This window comes from Amycolatopsis thailandensis, from assembly GCF_042723255.1.
GTDB lineage: Bacteria > Actinomycetota > Actinomycetes > Mycobacteriales > Pseudonocardiaceae > Amycolatopsis > Amycolatopsis thailandensis.
This window is the reverse complement of record NZ_JBHXJK010000001.1, coordinates 120260-139126: the sequence shown is the minus strand read 5'-3', so window position 1 is coordinate 139126 and position 18867 is coordinate 120260. Positions and strand designations below refer to the sequence as shown.

General features: G+C 67.4%; 17 protein-coding genes. 4 read left to right on the top strand and 13 right to left on the bottom strand.

The features are described from left to right. Positions 1 to 7: 7 nt before the first annotated feature. The 9 genes from ACFWMR_RS00640 to ACFWMR_RS00600 all read right to left on the bottom strand — a co-directional run bounded on the left by ACFWMR_RS00640 (position 8) and on the right by ACFWMR_RS00600 (position 9940). Positions 8 to 574: a cadmium resistance transporter gene (locus ACFWMR_RS00640; protein ID WP_378375828.1), complete on the bottom strand. Its 567-nt coding sequence runs from the start codon at positions 572 to 574 to the stop codon at positions 8 to 10. 24 nt (positions 575 to 598) lie between these two features. After that, positions 599 to 2233, bottom strand: a complete 1635-nt coding sequence (gene ptsP, locus ACFWMR_RS00635) for a phosphoenolpyruvate--protein phosphotransferase (protein WP_378375774.1) — start codon at positions 2231 to 2233, stop codon at positions 599 to 601. Between the two features lie 68 nt (positions 2234 to 2301). Further along, positions 2302 to 3162 carry a ribokinase gene (locus tag ACFWMR_RS00630; RefSeq protein ID WP_378375772.1) on the bottom strand — a complete coding sequence of 287 codons (861 nt, stop codon included), beginning with the start codon at positions 3160 to 3162 and terminating at the stop codon, positions 2302 to 2304. A gap of 319 nt (positions 3163 to 3481) precedes the next feature. Further along, on the bottom strand, positions 3482 to 4630 hold the full coding sequence (locus tag ACFWMR_RS00625) for a hypothetical protein (RefSeq protein WP_378375770.1): 1149 nt from the start codon (positions 4628 to 4630) through the stop codon (positions 3482 to 3484). Continuing rightward, positions 4627 to 6321: a DUF6346 domain-containing protein gene (locus ACFWMR_RS00620; RefSeq protein WP_378375768.1), complete on the bottom strand. Its 1695-nt coding sequence runs from the start codon at positions 6319 to 6321 to the stop codon at positions 4627 to 4629. The genes ACFWMR_RS00625 and ACFWMR_RS00620 overlap by 4 nt, the downstream gene beginning before the upstream one ends. Beyond that, positions 6318 to 7955 carry a DUF6346 domain-containing protein gene (locus ACFWMR_RS00615; protein WP_378375766.1) on the bottom strand — a complete coding sequence of 546 codons (1638 nt, stop codon included), beginning with the start codon at positions 7953 to 7955 and terminating at the stop codon, positions 6318 to 6320. The genes ACFWMR_RS00620 and ACFWMR_RS00615 overlap by 4 nt, the downstream gene beginning before the upstream one ends. A gap of 29 nt (positions 7956 to 7984) precedes the next feature. Beyond that, complete coding sequence (locus ACFWMR_RS00610; protein ID WP_378375764.1) at positions 7985 to 9046, bottom strand: hypothetical protein; 1062 nt, start codon at positions 9044 to 9046, stop codon at positions 7985 to 7987. 3 nt (positions 9047 to 9049) lie between these two features. After that, complete coding sequence (locus tag ACFWMR_RS00605; protein ID WP_378375762.1) at positions 9050 to 9367, bottom strand: hypothetical protein; 318 nt, start codon at positions 9365 to 9367, stop codon at positions 9050 to 9052. A 24-nt stretch (positions 9368 to 9391) separates the two neighbouring features. After that, positions 9392 to 9940 carry a YbaB/EbfC family nucleoid-associated protein gene (locus ACFWMR_RS00600; RefSeq protein ID WP_378375760.1) on the bottom strand — a complete coding sequence of 183 codons (549 nt, stop codon included), beginning with the start codon at positions 9938 to 9940 and terminating at the stop codon, positions 9392 to 9394. 190 nt (positions 9941 to 10130) lie between these two features. Between ACFWMR_RS00600 and ACFWMR_RS00595 the strand changes: the two genes are divergently transcribed. Next, the gene (locus tag ACFWMR_RS00595; RefSeq protein ID WP_378375758.1) at positions 10131 to 10523 is read left to right on the top strand and encodes a hypothetical protein; all 393 of its coding nucleotides are present in this window, start codon (positions 10131 to 10133) and stop codon (positions 10521 to 10523) included. A 17-nt stretch (positions 10524 to 10540) separates the two neighbouring features. Beyond that, a complete protein-coding gene (locus ACFWMR_RS00590) occupies positions 10541 to 11260 on the top strand; it encodes a TetR/AcrR family transcriptional regulator (RefSeq protein WP_378375757.1) in 720 nt (239 codons plus the stop codon). Here ACFWMR_RS00590 and ACFWMR_RS00585 read toward each other — a convergent pair. From ACFWMR_RS00585 to ACFWMR_RS00575, 3 genes are all read right to left on the bottom strand, one after another. After that, on the bottom strand, positions 11257 to 11994 hold the full coding sequence (locus ACFWMR_RS00585; RefSeq protein WP_378375755.1) for an SDR family oxidoreductase: 738 nt from the start codon (positions 11992 to 11994) through the stop codon (positions 11257 to 11259). The two genes, ACFWMR_RS00590 and ACFWMR_RS00585, sit on opposite strands and share 4 nt — an antisense overlap. 89 nt (positions 11995 to 12083) lie before the next feature. After that, positions 12084 to 14930, bottom strand: a complete 2847-nt coding sequence (leuS, locus tag ACFWMR_RS00580) for a leucine--tRNA ligase (RefSeq protein WP_378375753.1) — start codon at positions 14928 to 14930, stop codon at positions 12084 to 12086. A gap of 170 nt (positions 14931 to 15100) precedes the next feature. Then, positions 15101 to 16252 carry an esterase-like activity of phytase family protein gene (locus ACFWMR_RS00575; protein WP_378375752.1) on the bottom strand — a complete coding sequence of 384 codons (1152 nt, stop codon included), beginning with the start codon at positions 16250 to 16252 and terminating at the stop codon, positions 15101 to 15103. Positions 16253 to 16317: 65 nt separating this feature from the next. On the opposite strand from ACFWMR_RS00575, the gene ACFWMR_RS00570 reads away from it, so the two are divergent. Then, on the top strand, positions 16318 to 16740 hold the full coding sequence (locus ACFWMR_RS00570; RefSeq protein WP_093935115.1) for an SdpI family protein: 423 nt from the start codon (positions 16318 to 16320) through the stop codon (positions 16738 to 16740). Here ACFWMR_RS00570 and ACFWMR_RS00565 read toward each other — a convergent pair. Continuing rightward, positions 16737 to 17318, bottom strand: a complete 582-nt coding sequence (locus ACFWMR_RS00565) for a YqgE/AlgH family protein (protein ID WP_167406174.1) — start codon at positions 17316 to 17318, stop codon at positions 16737 to 16739. The genes ACFWMR_RS00570 and ACFWMR_RS00565 overlap by 4 nt on opposite strands. A 209-nt stretch (positions 17319 to 17527) precedes the next feature. On the opposite strand from ACFWMR_RS00565, the gene ACFWMR_RS00560 reads away from it, so the two are divergent. Beyond that, entirely contained in the window at positions 17528 to 18817 is a 1290-nt protein-coding gene (locus ACFWMR_RS00560; RefSeq protein ID WP_378375750.1) for an MFS transporter, read from the top strand. Positions 18818 to 18867: the final 50 nt, after the last annotated feature.

The window sequence follows — 18867 nt, the reverse complement described above, 5'->3', positions numbered from 1 at the left end:
TTCGACATCAAGCGTTGAGGAGAATCAGCACACCGATGCCGACGAGGACGACCGGAAGCAGCAGATGCCCCCAGCGCGCCAGGGCGCGGGCGATCACCGGGCGGGTCGCGAAGTACCGGCCCGCCGCGCACCACACCGCGACGAGCGCGAGGAACACGACCGCGTACACGACCAGCCCACTGGTGCCGGTGTTGGCGAACACCGGGACGTAGACGCCGATGTTGTCGCCGCCGTTGGCGAAGGTCACCCCAGCCACGGCGAGAACGCCGGGACCGACTTCGGGCTCGTCGCCTTCGTCGTCCTTGCGCCATACGAGCCACGCGGCCCGGAGGCCGAGCAGGAGCGGCACCAGCCCGAGCCAGGGCAGGACGGAGTCCGGCAGCAGGCCGGCACCGAACGCCCCGACGATCGAGACGGCGAGGATCCCGGCGAACCCGAGGTACTGCCCGGCCACCACCCTCGCGGCACCCCCGCGACCGCTCGCGCGGCCGAAGAACAGCGCGAGCAGCACGATGTCGTCGACGTTGGTCACCGCGAACATCGCCGCGGCCTGGCCGATCAGCCCGAAGTTCACCACCGGGGGAGCAAGGGACCTTTGCTATCGCTTGGCGACCGCGGCACGGGCCTCGACCGGGTCCGACGTGGCCAAGGCCGCCTCGGCCAGCTCCTCGCATTCGGCCAGCGTCGTGGCGGCCAGGCTCGCGCCGACCGCGCGCACCGCGGGCGCGTTCATCGAGAGACTGGTCAGGCCGAGACCGGCCAGGACCAGCGCGAGCCTCGGGTCGGCGGCGGCTTCACCGCAGACACCGGCGGGCTTGCCAGTGTCCTTCGCGGCCTGACCGATGACCTTCAGCAGGCGCAGCAGCCCGGGCTGCCACGGGTCGTTGAGCTTGGCGACCGCGCCGAGCTGGCGATCCGCGGCGAAGGTGTACTGCGCGAGGTCGTTGGTGCCGACGGAGACGAAGTCGACCGCGTCGAGGATCTCGCGGGCGGTCAGCGCGGCGGCCGGGATCTCGATCATCACGCCCGCGCGGGCGATTCCGGCGGCGCGGGCGCGCTCGGCGAACCAGGCGGCCTCGGCGGCGGTGGCGACCATCGGCGCCATCACCGAAACCTCGGCGCCGGAGTCCTGCGCGGCACCCGCGATGGCCTCCAGCTGGCGGTCGAGGATCTCGGGCCGGTCGAAGGCGACCCGAAGGCCGCGGACGCCGAGCGCCGGGTTGGGCTCGTCGTCGGGCTCCAGGAAGGCGAGGGGCTTGTCGGCGCCCGCGTCGAGGGTGCGGACGATGACAGGTTTGCCGCGGAACGGCGTGAGCACGGCGGTATAGGCCTTGCGCTGCTCTTCGACGCTCGGCTCGGCGGAGGCGTCGAGGTAACAGAACTCGGTGCGGAAGAGGCCCACCCCTTCGGCACCGGCTTCGGCGGCCGCCTGGGCGTCCGTGGCGGAACCGACGTTGCCGAGCACCTTCACGCGGTGGCCGTCGGCGGTCGCGCCGGTGCCGTCCCACTCGATCGCGCCGGTCTTGGCGGCCGTGACGACCTCGTCGTTCGGGTCCGCGACCTCGACGACGCCGGTGTCACCGTCCACCGCAAGCGCTTGCGCGTCGAGCGCGAGGATCCCGCGGACCGCGACGACGGCGGGAATGCCGAGCGCGCGGGCGAGGATCGCGGTGTGGCTGGTGGGTCCGCCCTCTTCGGTGACGAGCGCGAGGACCTTGTCCGGGTCGAGCCCGGCGGTGTCGGCGGGCGCGAGGTCGCGCGCGACGAGCACGCTCTGAGACTCGAGGGCGGGAACGCCCGGAGGCGCGATGCCGAGCAGTTCGGCGACCAGCCTGTCGCGCACGTCGAGGACGTCGCGGGCCCGCTCGGCCATGTAGCCACCGGCGGCCGCGAGCGCGTCGGCGAACTTTCCCGCCGCCTGGTACACCGCACGCGGCGCGGGCAGGTTCTGGTCCTTGACCAGTTTCTCGGCCGAGGACACGAGAGCCGGGTCGGCGGCCATCGCCGCGGTGGTGATGAGGATCGTCGCGGCCTCGCCGGTGGCGGTCTCGGCCAGCTTCTCGAGCCGGGCCGCCACGATCTGCGCGGCCGGCTCGATGCGGGCGGCCTCGGCGGCCGGATCTGCCGGTGCCGGCGTGCTCGCGGGTTCGCCGAGAGGTTCGGCGACCCGGACGACAGGACCGCTCGCGCGGCCGGGACTGACGGCGACCCCGGACAGTGACTCAGACGGCATGGTCTAGACCATATCTCATAGGGGGCGTGACCTGGCTCATAGCCAACAGCACAACACAGAAGGAGACATCATTCCAGTTCGGATGCTGTGGGATACGACGGCTGGGCGCCCTGCCGGGTCACGGTGATCGCCGCCACCTTCACCGCCTTTCGCGCCGCGTCGGCCAGCTCCTCGCCCTTCGCGAGCGCCGTGGCGAGCGCCCCCGCGAAAGCGTCACCGGCGCCCGTGGTGTCGACGGCCTCGACCTTCGGCGACGGCACCTCCGTCACGCCGTCCGCGGTCACCACGGCGGCGCCCTTCGCGCCGAGCGTCACGACAGCGGCCTTCGGACCGAGGTCGAGCAACTTCGGGAAGTCGGCCTCGCCGCCGAGAAGGAACGCGGCCTCGTGCTCGTTGACCAACAGGACGTCGAGCCCCCGGAGCGTCTTCGCGGAGAGTTCGGCCGCAGGCGAAAGGTTCAGCAGCGTCTTCACACCTTTTCCGACGGCTTCCGCGACGGCCCGCTCGACGGTTTCGAGCGGAATCTCCAGCGACAACACCACGATCTCGGCGCCGTCGAGATCGACGTCCTCGGGCCGCAAAGCGGAGTTCGCGCCGGGCGAGACGAGAATCGAATTCTCGCCGTCGGGCGTGACCGTGATGTACGCGATCCCGGTCGGACGGTCGCTCGTCCGCACCGAAGCAGTGTTCACCCCGGACTCGGCCAGCGAACGTTTCAGCAGCTCGCCGTACGGATCGTCGCCGACCGCGCCGAGCAACGCGACGTCGGCGCCGAGCCTGGCCGCGGCGACCGCGGTGTTGGCACCCTTGCCACCCGGCGACAAGATCGTGTCGCCACCGAGTACGGTTTCGCCACCACCAGGTCGCCGGTCGACCGGTACGACGAGATCGGCATTGGCGGACCCGATGACCAGCACCTGAGAAGTCATGGAAGAGACCATGCCATGACCAGGAGTTGTCCGGTCATGACCCTTCTCCGGGCGAAGATGTGAAGAACTTTGTAACTTTCTCGGCGTGTAGTGCGACAATCAGGCGAGCAGCGGAACGCCGTCACTCTTTCGGGGGATAACATTCCCCCGGGCGTCACTTCGGCGATCACGCCCGCTCTTGAGATGCGTTGCCGCGGAGAAGCGGTGACGTTGCCCCGGTCCCGATCTGAGTTCGGGAGCAGGGCATCGGGTCGCCGGCGTCGATCACGTAGCCCCCCGAGTGATCGGCGCCGGCGGCGCCCCGTTTCGACGGGGTGCCTCAACCCGCTACGGCCGTTTCCCGGAACTCCACGTCTCGCGCTGTCCGCATGGCGGCCTCGAACTCACGCCCGGCGTTGGCCGTGAACGGCTCCGCCAGCCGGTACCAACCACCTTCGAGGACGTCGGACTCTTCGTCGTACCGGTCACGTCTGGTCAGGCTCGCCAGGTGTGGATGACGGATCCGGAATGTCTCCGAGGTGGGAAGAAACTCCAAATACCTGCGCTGGTCGTCGATACCCCATCGCACGGCATCGATCTCATGCCACCACGCACCTACGACAGAGCCATAGGTTCGCAGGAAAAATCCTCGCGGTCCGAGTTCGAGCACCGCCTTCCGTTCCTTCTTGTGCGTCTCGCTCTCGAACCCATCGACCACCAACGTCACCACGAAGAGAGCGAAGAGGATCACGAACGCGCCAACCCGCACGACTGTGACATCAGTGGAAGCCGCGACCACGAGGCAGCACACCTCGATCATCAATGAGCCGAGATTGAACGCCTTCAGTTTCCCTTTGTCCCAGCCATTGACGTGAATCTTCACCACGTCGTCCTCGACGACCAGTTCCTCGTCGCGTGCCGCGTCGACGATCGGTTCGTCAGGCTTCACGACCACGGCACTGTTGTCGTCCTCGATCTCGACGTCGACATGGCGAACGAGCACAGGCAGCAACTCCTCGACCTCACGCGGGCTGAGGTCGAGGTCCGAGACTTGAAGGTCTCCGTCCGGCTCGCGGATGAGACCTGTCGAACGAGCGTCGAAATCCGGCCCAGGTCGCAGAACGAGCGTGAACTGATCAGCTTTTGGTCTGCGATGTGTGTACTCGCGGAACTTGAGGCTCAGGAACGCCTTCTCGATGCCACTCCATGGGGCGGTCCAGCTGGTCAGTCCGTTGACGATTCGGGTGATACCGGCGGGCTCGATGACCAGCTCATCAGCTGGAGGTGGCGTCCGGTAGTTGCGGAACTCGATGGTGCCGCAGTAGACGAACACTGCGCACAGAACACCGGCGACGATGCGCACCGCGAGCTTGAAGTCCCCGACCACCCCGAAAACCATGACGACGGTCAGGGTGCCGAAGAGAACGACCAGTAGCAGATGGCCGAAGACCCCCGGCGTTCGCGAGATCACCACCCGCTCGTCGTTCATTTCGATGTTTTCTCCGAGTCGAGCACAACATCGCCGGCGAAGTCGGATCGTGCTTTCAGCGTCTCGGCCAGGCGTGACGCGGCGCCGGTCGTGATCTTCTCCGCCAGAATCGACTGGTCACTTTCGTGGCGTATCGAGACTCTGACGTACCTGCGGCAGCGCTCCGGCGGATGGTGGTCGAACCGGATCTGGTGGAGCTGTGTGAGAAGCACGTCGACAGGCGGGATCTCACGTGGCACGACGTGCCTTTCAGGTCTGTCTTGCTCGAACCAGGTCAACGAGTCTTCGTCCACCTCGAAGACACCGGGCGTTCCGCGGAAGCGCGTCTTGTGGAGCACGACTCCCCAAGCGACGGTGGCGAGCGAAACGACCGGCGACAACCACAAAGGCACGGAATCCGCGAACTGGCGGAGGGCGAACAGCAGGACGATCAAGGCGTAAAGGCCGATGAAGCCGAGGATTCGCGCTGCCGGCATACGACCAGCCCGAACCCTGACCGGGTCATCCGCCTGCGTGGCACCGGCGTCCGCCCCGTGTGCGGCGGACGCACCGTCCTTCCAGCGCACCAGACGCGGTCCGGAATCCTTGCCCGGCCCGAAACCACTGCGCGCGAGTTCGCGCGATCGCCAGTGCACCAAGCCAGGGCGGAAGCCTTCGATCGCTTCTGATGCCAGCTCAGCCTGTTCCAAGGTGATCTCGGGAGTCAGAAGGACCCCATGCTTGGATGGCCGTCTGTACTCCTCACGCAGGTTTGTCCTCGACGCCTCGTCGACCAAGGTCAAGTGGACACTGATCCGACCGGGTTGACCACGTTCGTCAAACACGATGGAACGAAGGTCTTCCCACGGCAACAAAAACGCTTCCGACGAAGCGTCGTGCTGCCTTATCCCTGCTTCGGTGAGTTCGATCGTCCGAGTATCGCCTGGTTTCTCCGGCGCGAAAGCCCACCATGCCGCAGTCGCCGATAACGCCACCCCGAGCAGGATGATCGACGCCGCTGCGGCGATTCCCCAAAGATCTCCGCTCAGCCGACCGTGGACGTAAAGCATCCATGAGCCGATCACCAGCGAGAACAAGCCACCGAAGGCAAGCACCGTGAAACCGGTCGGCGACCGCCGCTTCGGCTTCGCAGGGGCTTTGAGCAGGATCGTGACCAGTCGCTCGTCCTGCGGCGCGGCAACGGTTTCCGGATCTTTTCGACGCCCAATCCGAGTGAACAACCACAAGACGGCCGCAAGTAACGGGATCAGAGCGGCCAGCACCGCGAAGAAGTCGACTGCCAGAACCACGAGGCCCGCCACATGCAGCAGGCGATAAGGATGTGGGACGTCGCGCTGCCAGTGGTCGCCACTTCGATGGACTCCGACGACATTCGTACCGTCGTCCGGTGTCAGCTCGTCGGGGTCGAACCTGACGGTACCGAGGGAGTGGCCGTTCGAGGTGACCTCGGCGTCACACTCCCAGAAGTAGCCGAATCCCTCGGAGGAGATCGGCCCTCGGCGGTCGCAAGCCTTGATCACGGCCGAAGCGTCACCGACCGCTGTCTGTCCGGTGTTGACCTCGGGTGTCCCAGCCAACCGGAACATCGTCAGGCAGACGAAGAAGAGAAACGGACCGACCACGAGAACGAACAAGGCGCCGGCACCGAGGACCCCGGCACCGGCCCTTGCCTTCTCTCCCTCGGCCTTCATCGCGACACCCCACCGGATTGCCCGTCGACCACCTCGACGTGCTTCCGCAGAACTGGCAGAATCAGGTCGATCTCTTCCGCCGTCAGCTCGATCTCCGAGATCACGATGAATCTGTCCGACTCGCGCGCGAGGCCGAGCGGACGGGCGAGGCTCTCCCGCGGGTAATAGGAATCGACCACCTCCGCCGGGCAAAGCACCAAGCGGCAGGCGGCGTCAGGTGTCCGCTGAACGAACGCCTTGTCGATGTCCCGCCATCGGATCGACCATGCACGCGTCCGAGCGGTCTTGGTGACGACAGTCAGCCAGCGCGGTTTGAAGACCAGCTGCCTGGTGAACGGATTGAGGTGATAGCGGAAGGCGACAGCCGTGGCCGACAGGAACAGAAGACCGAAGAACCCGAGACCGATCCGCACGCCGAGCCTGCCATCTCGGAAGACCGCGAAACCCAAGATCAAGGTAAAAGCGAGGAACACGAGCCCTAGGCGTTGATGTTGTTTCGCATCGCTGATCCTGGAGATCGTCAACCCATCACCAGGTGACTCGGCCTTCGCCTTCTGCGTGCTGTCCTTCCAGCGCAGGACCGTCCGCCGCACCGCGGTCACCAGGCCGAAGCCGCCACGCTTGATCCCCCGCGCGGGCCAGCGACTCACCCCGGGCTTGAACCGCTCGACGATGGCGGCTGCTCTCTCCGCTTCGGCGGCAGGCACCATCGATGCCAGTACGTGGCCGAACCGCGAGTTCCCACGCAATTCTTCGCGCAGAAGAACTTCGGCTTCCTGATCGACCAGGACGACGTGAATCGAGACCTGTTCACCGAGGACATGGTCGTCGAAGACCAACGACTTGATCTCGTCCCATGGCAGAAGCAGGTGTGCACCCTCGCTGAGCGGCTGCACCAATCCCTCGGCCGTCACGACCAGTGGAATCGACTTCGTGACGACCCGACGACCGACCACGACCGACCCGAGCACCAAGGCGCCCAGCAGGACGAGCGCTCCGCCGAGGGATACCTGCCAAAAACCGCCTGTCCTCAGCTGGTCCGTGATCACCAAGAAGGTGCCACCGATACCCATCAGCCCAAGGCCGCTGATCGCCAAGAAAAGATACCTGGCGAGAAACTTGGTGTTGTCCGGTGTCAGAAGCTCTATGACATCCGTCTCCGACGGATCTTGCCCCACCTTTCGCGGGCTTCGATTTCGGAAAGTCAGCCGGCCGAAAACCTCCTGCCACCCTGTAGAGAACGCCGCGAAGACACAGCTCACGATGAAAACGATTCCGAGCACTTCGAGGAACCCAAAGGGGTGGTCGGCGATCCGGCGCCACTCTCCGCTGTCGTTGGTGACACCCACCGGCGATGCCTCATCGGAGGGCGACAGCTCGTCAGGGCCGAACTCGACGATCTCAACCTGTCCACTCACCGAAACCGCGGCCGTACATTCGTGGAAGTACCCGACACCGCCAGACGACACCGGGCCGAAGCGTTCGCAGTCCTTGACCACCGCTGTCGCCGGGGCGCCCTCCGCGGCGGCCCCGTTCACCAGTGGCGCGTCCGCGAGCCTGAGCAAAGTCAAAGAAGCGAGCAGCAGGAGAAGTATCGCGATCCAGGCGACAAGTCCCCTCGACACCGTCTTCACGGACATCCGGCCGCGACCGGACAACTGACTCATTCCAGCGAACCGGAGATCCGCTGGCTGCCAGGCTGATCGAAAATCGGCGGTTCCCCTTCGGCCCGCGTCCTGTCACCCTCCGACCGGACAGCCGGTGCCGGGGTCGGCGGAGCAGCCACGTTGCTCGGACCGGGCTCCTTTGGCTTGTCGTCTTTCCGCAGCTTGTCGGTCTCCTTGCCGACGTTCTTCAGGCTCTCCTTCAAGAGGTTGGTGGTGAAGGCACCCGCGTCGTCCAGTGTGGTCGCCACGGCCTTCACCCCGCCCGCGATACCGCGCCCGATCGGGGCGAGCGCGTCCTTGACCTTCACGAACAGATCGATGAGCGTCTTGAAAAGCCTGTTCGCCTCGCCGAAGGCCTTGGCGAGCTTCTTGATCCAACCCATGCATTTCTGGACGTACTCGAGGACCTTCGCCAGCCCCTCGGTCGCGAACCCGGCGACTGCGGCCGGCCCCGGGTAGCGCATCAAAATACTGACGAGCTTCGCGAGCGCCTCGGAGATCAAGTCGCGGACGATGCTGCGCACCACCGCCAAGATCGTCTTGCACATGCTGACGAGCATCGCCATTGCGGTCGCCCCGGAGGCGAGTCCCGAATACAGGTTGGCGCGGTCCTTGGCGAAGGTGCGGTAGGCGTCCGCGGCGGGCCCGGTCCATCCCACGCTGTCGTGGTCGACCGCCTTGCCGAGGTCGTCGCCGACCTGTTCCAGCTCTTTGCCGATGTTCTCCCAGGTGCCGATCATGTTGTCCAAGGCGACCTGATCACCCAGGAGCATGTCCATCAGATCCCGGACGAACCAGAGATGCTCGATGAGCCAGCCGAATCCGGCGCTCATCAAGGTACCGAGAGGATCGACCGCCATCCCGACGAGACCGACCGCACCATTGGCCAAGTTCGCCAGGCCCTCGGCCCAGTCTCCGCTGGAGATCTTGGCACCGGTGTCCCAGAAATCCTGCAGGATCCCCGCACCCTCCAGCGAACTCTCGTCCGAGGCGGCGTCGGTCTTGATCAACGGGTTGGTCGTGCCAGGGCCTGGACGTGCTTCGACAGTCTCAGACACCGGTCAGTCCTCCAGCTTGAAAAGGTTCTTGAATTCCGCTTCGTCCCACTCTTTGACCTTTTGCCAGGTATGAACCCGGTCGGCGTGATCCAGCGAAGCCTTGGACGCGGCGATGATCGACGACTGGGCTTCGGCCTGTCCGATCCCGCAGATCAGCGCCAGCGGGATGCCGACGAGACCGAACGCTTCGGGATTGCTGGTCGCGGCGGTCGCGTTGCCCGCCTTCTCCATGCGGATGCCGAAGTCGTCGATCTTCTTCCGATGGGCCTCGAGCTCGCCAGGATCGACTTCGAAGCCGTCACCGGCAGGTGGCTGTCCCATGATTTCCCTCCCTCAAGAACCCGCTCAGCGCAGGAAGTCGCCGCCGGTGAAGTAGTCGTCCTCGTGGTCCGTCTGCTGCCTGCGCGCGGCACGCGGCGGCGCGGGCGAGGCCGGAGGTGTCGGAGGGGCGGGCGGCTTCGGAGCGGGCGGAGCGTCGAGTTCGTCTTCGGCGACGAAGCGGTCGTCCTCGTCCGCGTCCTGGTGGCCGCCCTCGACGTAGCCCGTCGGTTCGGGTTCCGGGTACTCGTTGTGCAGCTGGTTGACCAGTTCGTTCATGGTCTCGGTGCCCGCGATGGACGGAACGCCGGTCTGCATCGCGCTCGCCAGCTTGCTCTGGGCGATCTGGACGACGCGGAGGATCTCCTGCGCGAGCGCCGGGTTGTCGCGCACCGACGGGCCGATCTCCAAGCCCACCAGGTTCCCGGCGTGGTTGACCTTGACCGAGATCTGGCCGTCCTTGCTGCGTTCGGACACCGAGACGCCTTCGATCTCGGTGCGCATCTGATTCGCCTTCCGCTGGGCGTCGGCCAGCTTGGCCTCGAAATCAGCGAAGAGCTGCTCAGGGTTCGACACGCGAACCTCCCCTGTTCACGTCGTAGCCATTCGGCGACCGAGTGTGGCATACCCGTCTGACATCGGGGAACGTTTCGCGCGCATCCGCACCCCGGTCGTGTGGATCACCACAACGACCTCCGGTTTCCCCTACACGATGTTGCGGATTACCCGATGTTCACGCTGGTCAGCGCGCCATAGCGTGCTGAACATGACCATTTCGGACTGGAAACGCGCGGTCTACGCGCTTCTCGTACTTCCGGGGTATCTCGGTGGTGCGAAGGTCCAGCGCGGGCTCGCGCGGCGGTGGCTCGGCAGGGAGGGCGGGGGCCGTCCGCGGTTCGCGGCGGCGTTCGGGCCGAGTGTGGTCGCGTTCCTGCTCGCGCTGCTGCTCCTCTATCTCGCCGGGCGCATCGCGACCTACGGCTTCTTCTGGACCGGGAGCGACCCTGAAGGCACGTGGGGCGGACCGACGCTGGCGGGGGCGTGGGTCGTGCATCTCTTCGTCGCGATCGGGATGGCCGTGCCGATTTTCCTGGCGCTCCGGGCGCTGACCGCGCTCCAGGCCCGCCTGCTGGGCTGTTCCGCGATAAGGGCGTACTGACCACCTAGAATGCCCGGATGAACAACACCGGCCGCAGGGGTCGCGAGCGGGCCGCGACGGATCAGGACATCCGGCGGACGGCGCGGGCACTCCTGGTCGAGCAGGGGCCGGAGGCCGTGACCCTGCGGGCGATCGCGCGCGAGCTCGGCATCACGGCGCCGGCGTTGTACCGCTACTACGGCTCACGCGACGATCTGATCGAGCACCTTCGCGCGGACGTCGTCGCGGATCTCGCGGCCGGGCTGGCCGAGGACATCGCGCAGCTGCCGGACGAGGGCGCGCTTCAGCTTTTCGCCATCTGCAAGGGATTCCGGCGCTGGGCGCTGACTCACACGAAGGAGTTCACGCTGGTCTTCGCGTCGCCCGCGGGCGACGACACGTTGAGCAGGCTGGGTGAGCCGTTCGGGCGGATCTTCCTCGCGGCGGCGGGCCGGGTGCTCGCGATGCACGATCTGGTGACGCCGTCGAACGACGTGGTGCCCACTGAACTGCGCGACGATCTCACGTCGTTCCAAGGGGAACTGCTGGCCGTACTCGAAGAATCCGGCGAGACGTTCCCGCTCGACAAGCTCGACCTCGGCGTGACGTACCTGATGATCCAGTTCTGGGCCCGGCTCTACGGGCACGTCACGCTCGAGGTCTTCGGCAACTATCCGATCCCGTTCTCGAAACCGGACGTCCTCTTCGACGCGATGCTGGCCGATCTCGCGAGCGAAATCGGCCTGTCGATCGACTAAGCCGCGTGCCCGCCGTCGACCGAAACGGTCGTCGCGGTGACGTAGGCGCTTTCCGGCCGTGCCAGGAACGACACGGTCGCGGCGACCTCCGACGGCGAGCCGTAGCGGTCGGACACCGTCAGGCTCCGCTGGTCGGCGGCGTACGGGCCGTCGGCCGGGTTCATGTCGGTGTCGGTCGGGCCGGGGTGGACGATGTTCACGGTGATGCCGCGCGGGCCGAGTTCCCTGGCCAGGCCCTTGGTCAGGCCCAGCAGCGCGGTCTTGCTCACCGCGTACAGCGACATCCCCGGGCCGGGCACGCGGTCCGAAACGCAGCTGCCGATGCTGATCACGCGGCCGCCTTCGCCGAGGTGCCGGGCCGCGGCCTGCGTGGCCACGTAGACACCGCGGACGTTGACAGCGAGCACGCGATCGATGTCTTCCAGGCTCGTCTGGTCGAGCGGGCCGACGAAGCCGACGCCCGCGTTGTTGACCAGCACGTCGAGCCTGCCGAACTCAGCGACCGTCGTCTCGACAGCGGCCGCCACGGCGGCGGCGTCGGCGCTGTCGGCCCGGACCGCCAGCGCGCGGCGGCCGAGCGCCTTGATCTTGTCCACGACACCGGCCGCGAGTGCTGCGTTGTTCTGGTACGTGAGCGCGACGTCGGCGCCGTCCTCGGCGAGCCGGATCGCCGTGGCGGCACCGATCCCGCGGCTGCCGCCGGTCACCAAAGCCACCTTGCCGTCGAGGGTCATGCGGTGTTCTCCGTTCGATTTCGTTGTCCTTGAACAACTCCATCGAATCGCCTCATGACCCTCGACGCTGGCGCCTTTCGGTCACCTAGCTACAGGACGATGTTGACCAAACGTCCCGGCACGACGATCACCTTGCGCGGGGTGCCGTCGCCGACCAGGGCGGCGACCTTCTCGTCGGCCAGCGCGGCCGCCTGCACGGCGTCCTTGCCCGCGTCGGCGGGCACGGTGATCCGCGAGCGCACCTTGCCGTTGACCTGGATCGGGTACTCCACGGAGTCCTCGACCAGGTACTTCTCGTCGACGACCGGGAACGGCCCGTGCACCAGCGAATCCGCGTGGCCCAGGCGCTTCCACAGCTCCTCGGTCAGGTGCGGGGCCAGCGGCGCCAGCATCAGCACCAGCCCTTCCACCAGTTCACGCGGCGTCGCCTCGGTCGCGCCGTAGGTCTTGGTGACGTAGTTGTTCAGCTCGATCAGCTTCGCGCCGGCCGTGTTGAACCGCAGTTCCGCGTAGTCCTCGCGGACCCCGGCGATCGCCTTGTGCAGCTGCTTGCGATCCGCGTCCGTGGCGTCCACTGTGGACACCCGCAGTTCGCCGGTCTCCTCGTCGACGACCAGGCGCCACAGCCGCTGCAGGAACCGCTGCGCGCCGACGACGTCCTTGGTCGCCCACGGCCGCGAAACGTCCAGCGGGCCCATCGACATCTCGTAGAAGCGGAAGGTGTCGGCGCCGTAGTCGGCGGCCATCTGGTCCGGCGTCACGACATTCTTCAGGCTCTTGCCCATCTTGCCGTATTCCTGCTTGACCTCTTCGTCGCCGAAGAAGAACTTGCCGTCACGTTCCTCGACCTGATCGGCCTGGACGTAGACGCCGCGGGAATCGGTGTAGGCGTAAGCCTGGACGTACCCCTGGTTGAACAGCTTCCGGTACGGCTCCTTGGACGACACGTGGCCCAGGTCGAACAGCACCTTGTGCCAGAAGCGCGAGTACAGCAGGTGCAGCACCGCGTGCTCGACGCCGCCGACGTACAGATCCGTGCCGCCCGGGTCTTCGACGCCGTGCTCGGCCGGACGCGGACCGACCCAGTACGCCTCGTTCTCCGGCGCCACGAACACGTCCGGGTTGGTGGGGTCCAGGTACCTCAGCTGGTACCAGCAGGAACCCGCCCAGTTCGGCATCGTGTTGATGTCGCGGCGGTAAGTCTTCTTGCCCTGCCCCAGATCCAGTTCGACCTCGACCCAGTCGGTGGCGCGGGCCAGCGGCGAGGACGGGGTGCTGTCCTTGTCCTCCGGGTCGAAGGTCACCGGCGAGTAGTCGGCGACCTCGGGCAGCTCGATCGGCAGCATGCTGTCCGGCAGCGCGTGGACCTGGCCGTCCTCGTCGTAGACCACCGGGAACGGCTCGCCCCAGTAGCGCTGGCGCGAGAACAGCCAGTCGCGCAGCTTGTACTGGACGGTGCCGCGACCGTGGCCGTGCTCCTCCAGCCAGCCGATCATCGTCTTCTTGGCCTCGTCGACGGCCATGCCGTCCAGGAAGCCCGAGTTGATCGCGGGTCCGTCGCCGGTGAACGCCTTGCCGTCGAAACCTTCCGACGGCTGCACCGTACGGATGATCTCCAGGCCGAACTTCTCGGCGAATTCCCAGTCGCGGGTGTCCTGGCCGGGCACGGCCATGATCGCGCCCGTGCCGTAGCCCATCAGGACATAGTCGGCGACGAAGACCGGGATCTCCTTGCCGTCGGCCGGATTCACCGCGTAGGAGCCGGTGAAGACGCCTGTCTTCTCCTTGTTCTCCTGACGGTCCAATTCGGACTTCCGCGCCGCGGCGGCGCGATAGGCGGCGATGGCTTCGGCCGGGGTGGCCGCCTCACCGGTCCAGCGCGCGTCGACGCCTTCCGGCCAGGTGGCGGCGGTCAGCTCGTCGACCAGCGGGTGCTCGGGCGCGACCACCAGATAGGTGGCGCCGAACAGCGTGTCCGGGCGGGTCGTGAAGACCTCGATCTTCTTGTCGGCGGAGTCGAACGACACCCGCGCGCCGTGCGAGCGGCCGATCCAGTTGCGCTGCATGGACTTGACCTTCTCCGGCCAGTCCAGCAGGTCCAGGTCGTCGACCAGGCGATCGGCGTAGGAGGTGATGCGCATCATCCACTGGCGCAGATTGCGCCGGAACACCGGGAAGTTGCCGCGTTCGCTGCGGCCTTCGGAGGTGACCTCTTCGTTCGACAGCACCGTGCCCAGCCCGGGGCACCAGTTCACCGGCGCCTCGGAGATGTAGACCAGCCGGTGCGAGTCGATGATCTCCAGCTGCTCGGCACGGGTCAGCTCGCACCAGTTGCGGCCGTCCGGCGTATGGCGTTTGTCCTGCACGTATTCGGTCTCCAGCTCGACGATCGGGCGCGCCTTGCCCGCCTTCTCGTCGTACCAGGAGTTGAAGATCTGCAGGAAGATCCACTGGGTCCACTTGTAGTAGTCCGGATCGATCGTCGAAATCCGGCGACGCTCGTCGTGGCCCAGACCCAGGCGCCGGATCTGGCGCAGGTAGGTCTCCATGTTCTCTTCGGTCGTCTTGCGCGGGTGCTGCCCCGTCTGGACGGCGTACTGCTCGGCGGGCAGGCCGAAGGCGTCGAAGCCCATCGTGTGCAGCACGTTCCGGCCGATCATGCGGTGGTACCGCGCGAAGACGTCGGTCGCGATGAAGCCCAGCGGGTGCCCGACGTGCAGGCCGGCGCCCGACGGGTACGGGAACATGTCCTGGACGAACAGTTTGTCCGACGGGACCTCGCCGCTCTCGTCCGCGAGCGGACCGACCGGGTTCGGCGCGTGGTAGGTGCCGTGATCGGACCAGTAGTCCTGCCAATGCTGCTCGATCCGGCCCGCCAGCTCCGCGGTGTAGCGGTGCTGAGGGGCCGTGTCGGCGCCTTCGCTCGCCTGGTTCATCGCCGAAATCCTCCGTGCTCATCCACGTCAAGCCACTCCAGAAACAACTCGACCCCTCAGCCCGGAGGGCATGAGGGGTCGCCGCGCTGGTCCCGGCCGATCGGCCGAGTTCAGCGCGGCAGGCTAAGGAGCAGCCGAGCCGTGTTCATGAGTCCAGTTTAACGCCCTGGTCAAAGCGGTTCCGAGGGGACCGCCAGAGCGATGAACTGGGTCACCTGGGTCGCGGAGAAGTTGTTGTCGCTGACCAGCACCAGACTGCGCTCGCCGTTCGGCAGGCGCGGGCCCCAGGTCATCCCCTCGACGTTGTCCACAGTGGACAACTTGAAGTCCGCGAGGTCCGCGAGCAGGCGCTTCTTGACCGGTTTGACCTTCTCGGCGCCGCCGAGCGAAGGGATGTTCGCGACGTTCGTGGCGCCCTTGGTGTCGATCTCGTAGATGCGGATCTTGTTGCCGACACCGGTGACGAACGAGCGCTCCATCACCAGGTAGCGCGTCGGATCGGCCTGGTCGACGGCCAGCAGCGACGAGATGCCGGTGGTCGCGAAACCGCCGGGCGGGTTCGGGGCCGCGAACACCTTCTCCTGCGGGTACGCGTACTGCGCGAGGACCGGCCCGAAGCGCGACTGCACGGTGATGCGCGAAAGGGCGCCCGACGTCGTGGTCGGCTCGGGGCCGTCCTGCAACAGCGGGCCCTCGACCGAACTGGCGATGAGCGAGCCGAATCCGGCGAAGGTGATGCCTTCGAGGGCGAGGTTCTGCCGCGGCCCCGTCGTCTCGGTCATCTTCTCGTTGGCCGGGATCGGCAGGTCGCGGACGTAGGAGCCGTCGCGCTTCGCCTCGCGGATGGACGGGTCGATCCGCGCCGCCGCCGACCGCTCGCCCTCCTGCGACCAGACGTACCGGCCGGTCCAGGGGTCGACCCGCAGCTCTTCGGGGTCGATGGTCTGCATGTTCGGCGGCTGCGCGGGGTCGTTCTTCGGCAGCGGCGGGTACGGCGTGCCGTCGGGACGCAGGAGCGGCTTGGTGCCGGTGAAGGTGACCGGGCCGAGCCCCTTGGCGTCGAGGGAGAACTTCGCCGTGTAGAACCGCGCCGGGTTGATGGCGGACCGGTCGTCGCAGATCAGCGCGTACTCGCCGGTGCGGTGGTCGTAGTCGATACTGGACAGGCCGCCGACGATCGTGCCCTCGTAGGGCAGGAAGTTCGGGACGATCTGTTCCCCGATGAGGCGAAGCGGACGTTGGCCCGCTTCGGCGGCCGGTGCCGCCATCAGGGTGAGCGGAAGGGCCCCGATCAGGGCGGTTGCTATGACTCGGCGTGACATGGCCTGTAGCACAGTCGACCAGGGTATCCGGCAGGTTGCCGGGACGTCACGCTTATCCTCGTGGAGTGTTCGTCATAGCGCTGGTCCCGATCGTGCTGGGTGTCCTCGTCGGCTGGGGTGGTTTCCTCGGTCTGCGCGAGAAGCTGCCGCGTGACCGCGGCGCGGGCGTGCGCACCGCCGCCACCATGCGCAGCGAGGACGCCTTCCGCCTCGGCAACAAGGTCGCGGGGCTCCCGACGCTGGCAGGCGGCGTGATCGCCGTGCTCGCGGGGATCGCCGCGCTGGTCATGCCGACGACGTTCGGGCTGCTGCTCGCCTCGTTCGTGGGCGTGGTCGGGATGATCGCGCTGGTCGCGGGCGGGGGAGTGCTCGGCAACCGCGCCGCCGCGACGGTGCCCGAGCCCGAACCGGAGCGGCCGGCCGGATGCAGTGGCTGCGCCTGCGGGACCTGCGGCGTCTTCAAGAAGGCCGACACCGCCACCGCCTAGTTCCGCTGAAGGTCTCCCGGATGGGTGGCCAGCAGCGCCAGCGGGATGCCTTGACGGCGCAGCACCTGGCCCCAGAGGTCGTGGTGCGGCGAAGCGAGGACGTCGCTGGGCAGCGCCGGGACGATCACCCAGTCGTCGCGTTCGATCTCGTTCGCCAGCTGGCCGGAGTCCCAGCCCGCGTACCCGGCGAACACCCGCACCCCGCGGACCTTCGGGACCAGGATCTCAGGGTCGGTGTCGAGGTCGACCAGCGCGACCGGGCCGCGGACCGCGATCACGCCGGGCACGCTGGACGCCGTCTCGCCGGTCCGCAGCGCGGCCAGGCACAACGCGGTCTTCTTCTCGACCGGACCGCCGACGAAAACCGACTGCGGTTCCGCGACATGGCCGCCCCAGTTCGGCAGCACGTCGTACACCGGGACGTCACTCGGCCGGTTCAGCACGACGCCGAGCGTTCCCTCGTCCCGGTGATCGATGACGAACACGACGGTCCGCCGGAAGTTGGGATCGACCATCGTGGGGGCGGCGACCAGGAGCGTTCCCGGTTCGACCTCGGCGTCCGCTGGCACGTCCGCCATGATCCCACTTCGAGTGGAGACAAATCGTCCGGCCAGGGAACAACAGCATCACGAGCACCGTTGGACACATCAGGTCGGTGCGCTTTCCGTGTCCCCCGGGCTCACTGAAGAACCGCCTTTGTGGAATACCGTCCGGCTGGAGCCACACTGCGCATAGCCGCCGAGAGGCGACCCTAAAGCGCACCGGCCGCCTTCTTTAGGCTTCGCTCGTGACAACCACCGCCGCGGCGCCCACCAGGGCGTTCGTCCGCGACCGTGACTTCCGACGGCTGCTGTACACGCGGTTCTCCGCGCACTGGGGCAACGGCATGTACCAGGCCGGGCTGGCCGGAGCCGTCCTCTTCAACCCCGAACGCGCCGCCGACGCGCTCGCCATGGCGGGCGGGTTCGCGGCGCTGCTGCTGCCCTATTCGGTCGTCGGACCGTTCGCGGGCGCGCTGCTCGACCGCTGGGACCGGCGGAAAGTCCTGATCTTCGCGAGTCTTCTGCGGTCCTTCACCATCCTCGCGACGGCCGTCGCCGTCGGCACGGGAGTGGCCGGGATCGGGCTGTTCTCCCTGGCACTGGCGTCCGAAGGCGTCTCCCGGTTCATCGGCTCCGGCCTGTCCGCGTCGCTGCCGCACGTCGTCGAGGAGAAGTCCGTGGTCGCCGCGAACGCCTTCGCGGCGACGTGGGGTTCGGTGCTCGCGGTCGTCGGCGGCGGCTGCGCGATCGGCCTCCGGGAACTGACCGGCGCCGACGACTCCGGTTCCGCGTGGGTCACCGCCGTCGCCGCGCTGGGCGGGATCGGCGCCGCGGCCCTCGCCTCGGGATTCGGCCGCGGACTGCTCGGGCCGTCGACGGTCGACGAGCCGTCGAACCCGGCGCTCGCCGTCGTCCGCGGCCTGTCCGACGGCGCGAAGGCGGCCTGGCGCACACCCAGTGTCACGGCCGGGTTCATCGCGCTGTTCGCCCATCGCGCGTCGTACGGGATCTCGTTGCTGGTGACCGTGCTGCTGATGCGCAACCACTTCGCCGCCGGGATGCCGGGACTCGGCCGGATGGCGGCGTTCGCCGGCGCGGGGATCCTGGTCGCCGGACTGCTGACCGCCCGGCTGATCCGGCTGTTCGGCAGGCTCCGCGTCGTGCTGGGCGCGCTGGTGCTGGCGGCGGTCGCGCAATCCGCGCTCGGGCTGCCGATGCTGGTCCCGACGGCGTTGCTCGCGGCGTTCCTGGTGACCGGAGCCGGTCAGGTACTGAAGCTCTGTGTCGATTCGTCGGTCCAGCTCGACGTCGCCGACGAGGCACGCGGACGGGTCTTCGCGCTCTACGACACGCTGTTCAACATCACCCAGGTCGCCGCCGTTTCGCTGGCCGCGACGGTGATCCCGGACGACGGCGTTTCGCCGGGACTGCTGATCGCGGCCACCGTCCTCTACCTGGTGGGAGCCGCCGGTCACCTGCTCGCGGTGCGAAAACGGAGAACGAATGATACGGCGCCTCCGTTGGCATTAGGGTGACGCCTACCGACACCGGGTGGCGTATGCCCGGGATCCAGCACTCGCGGGGG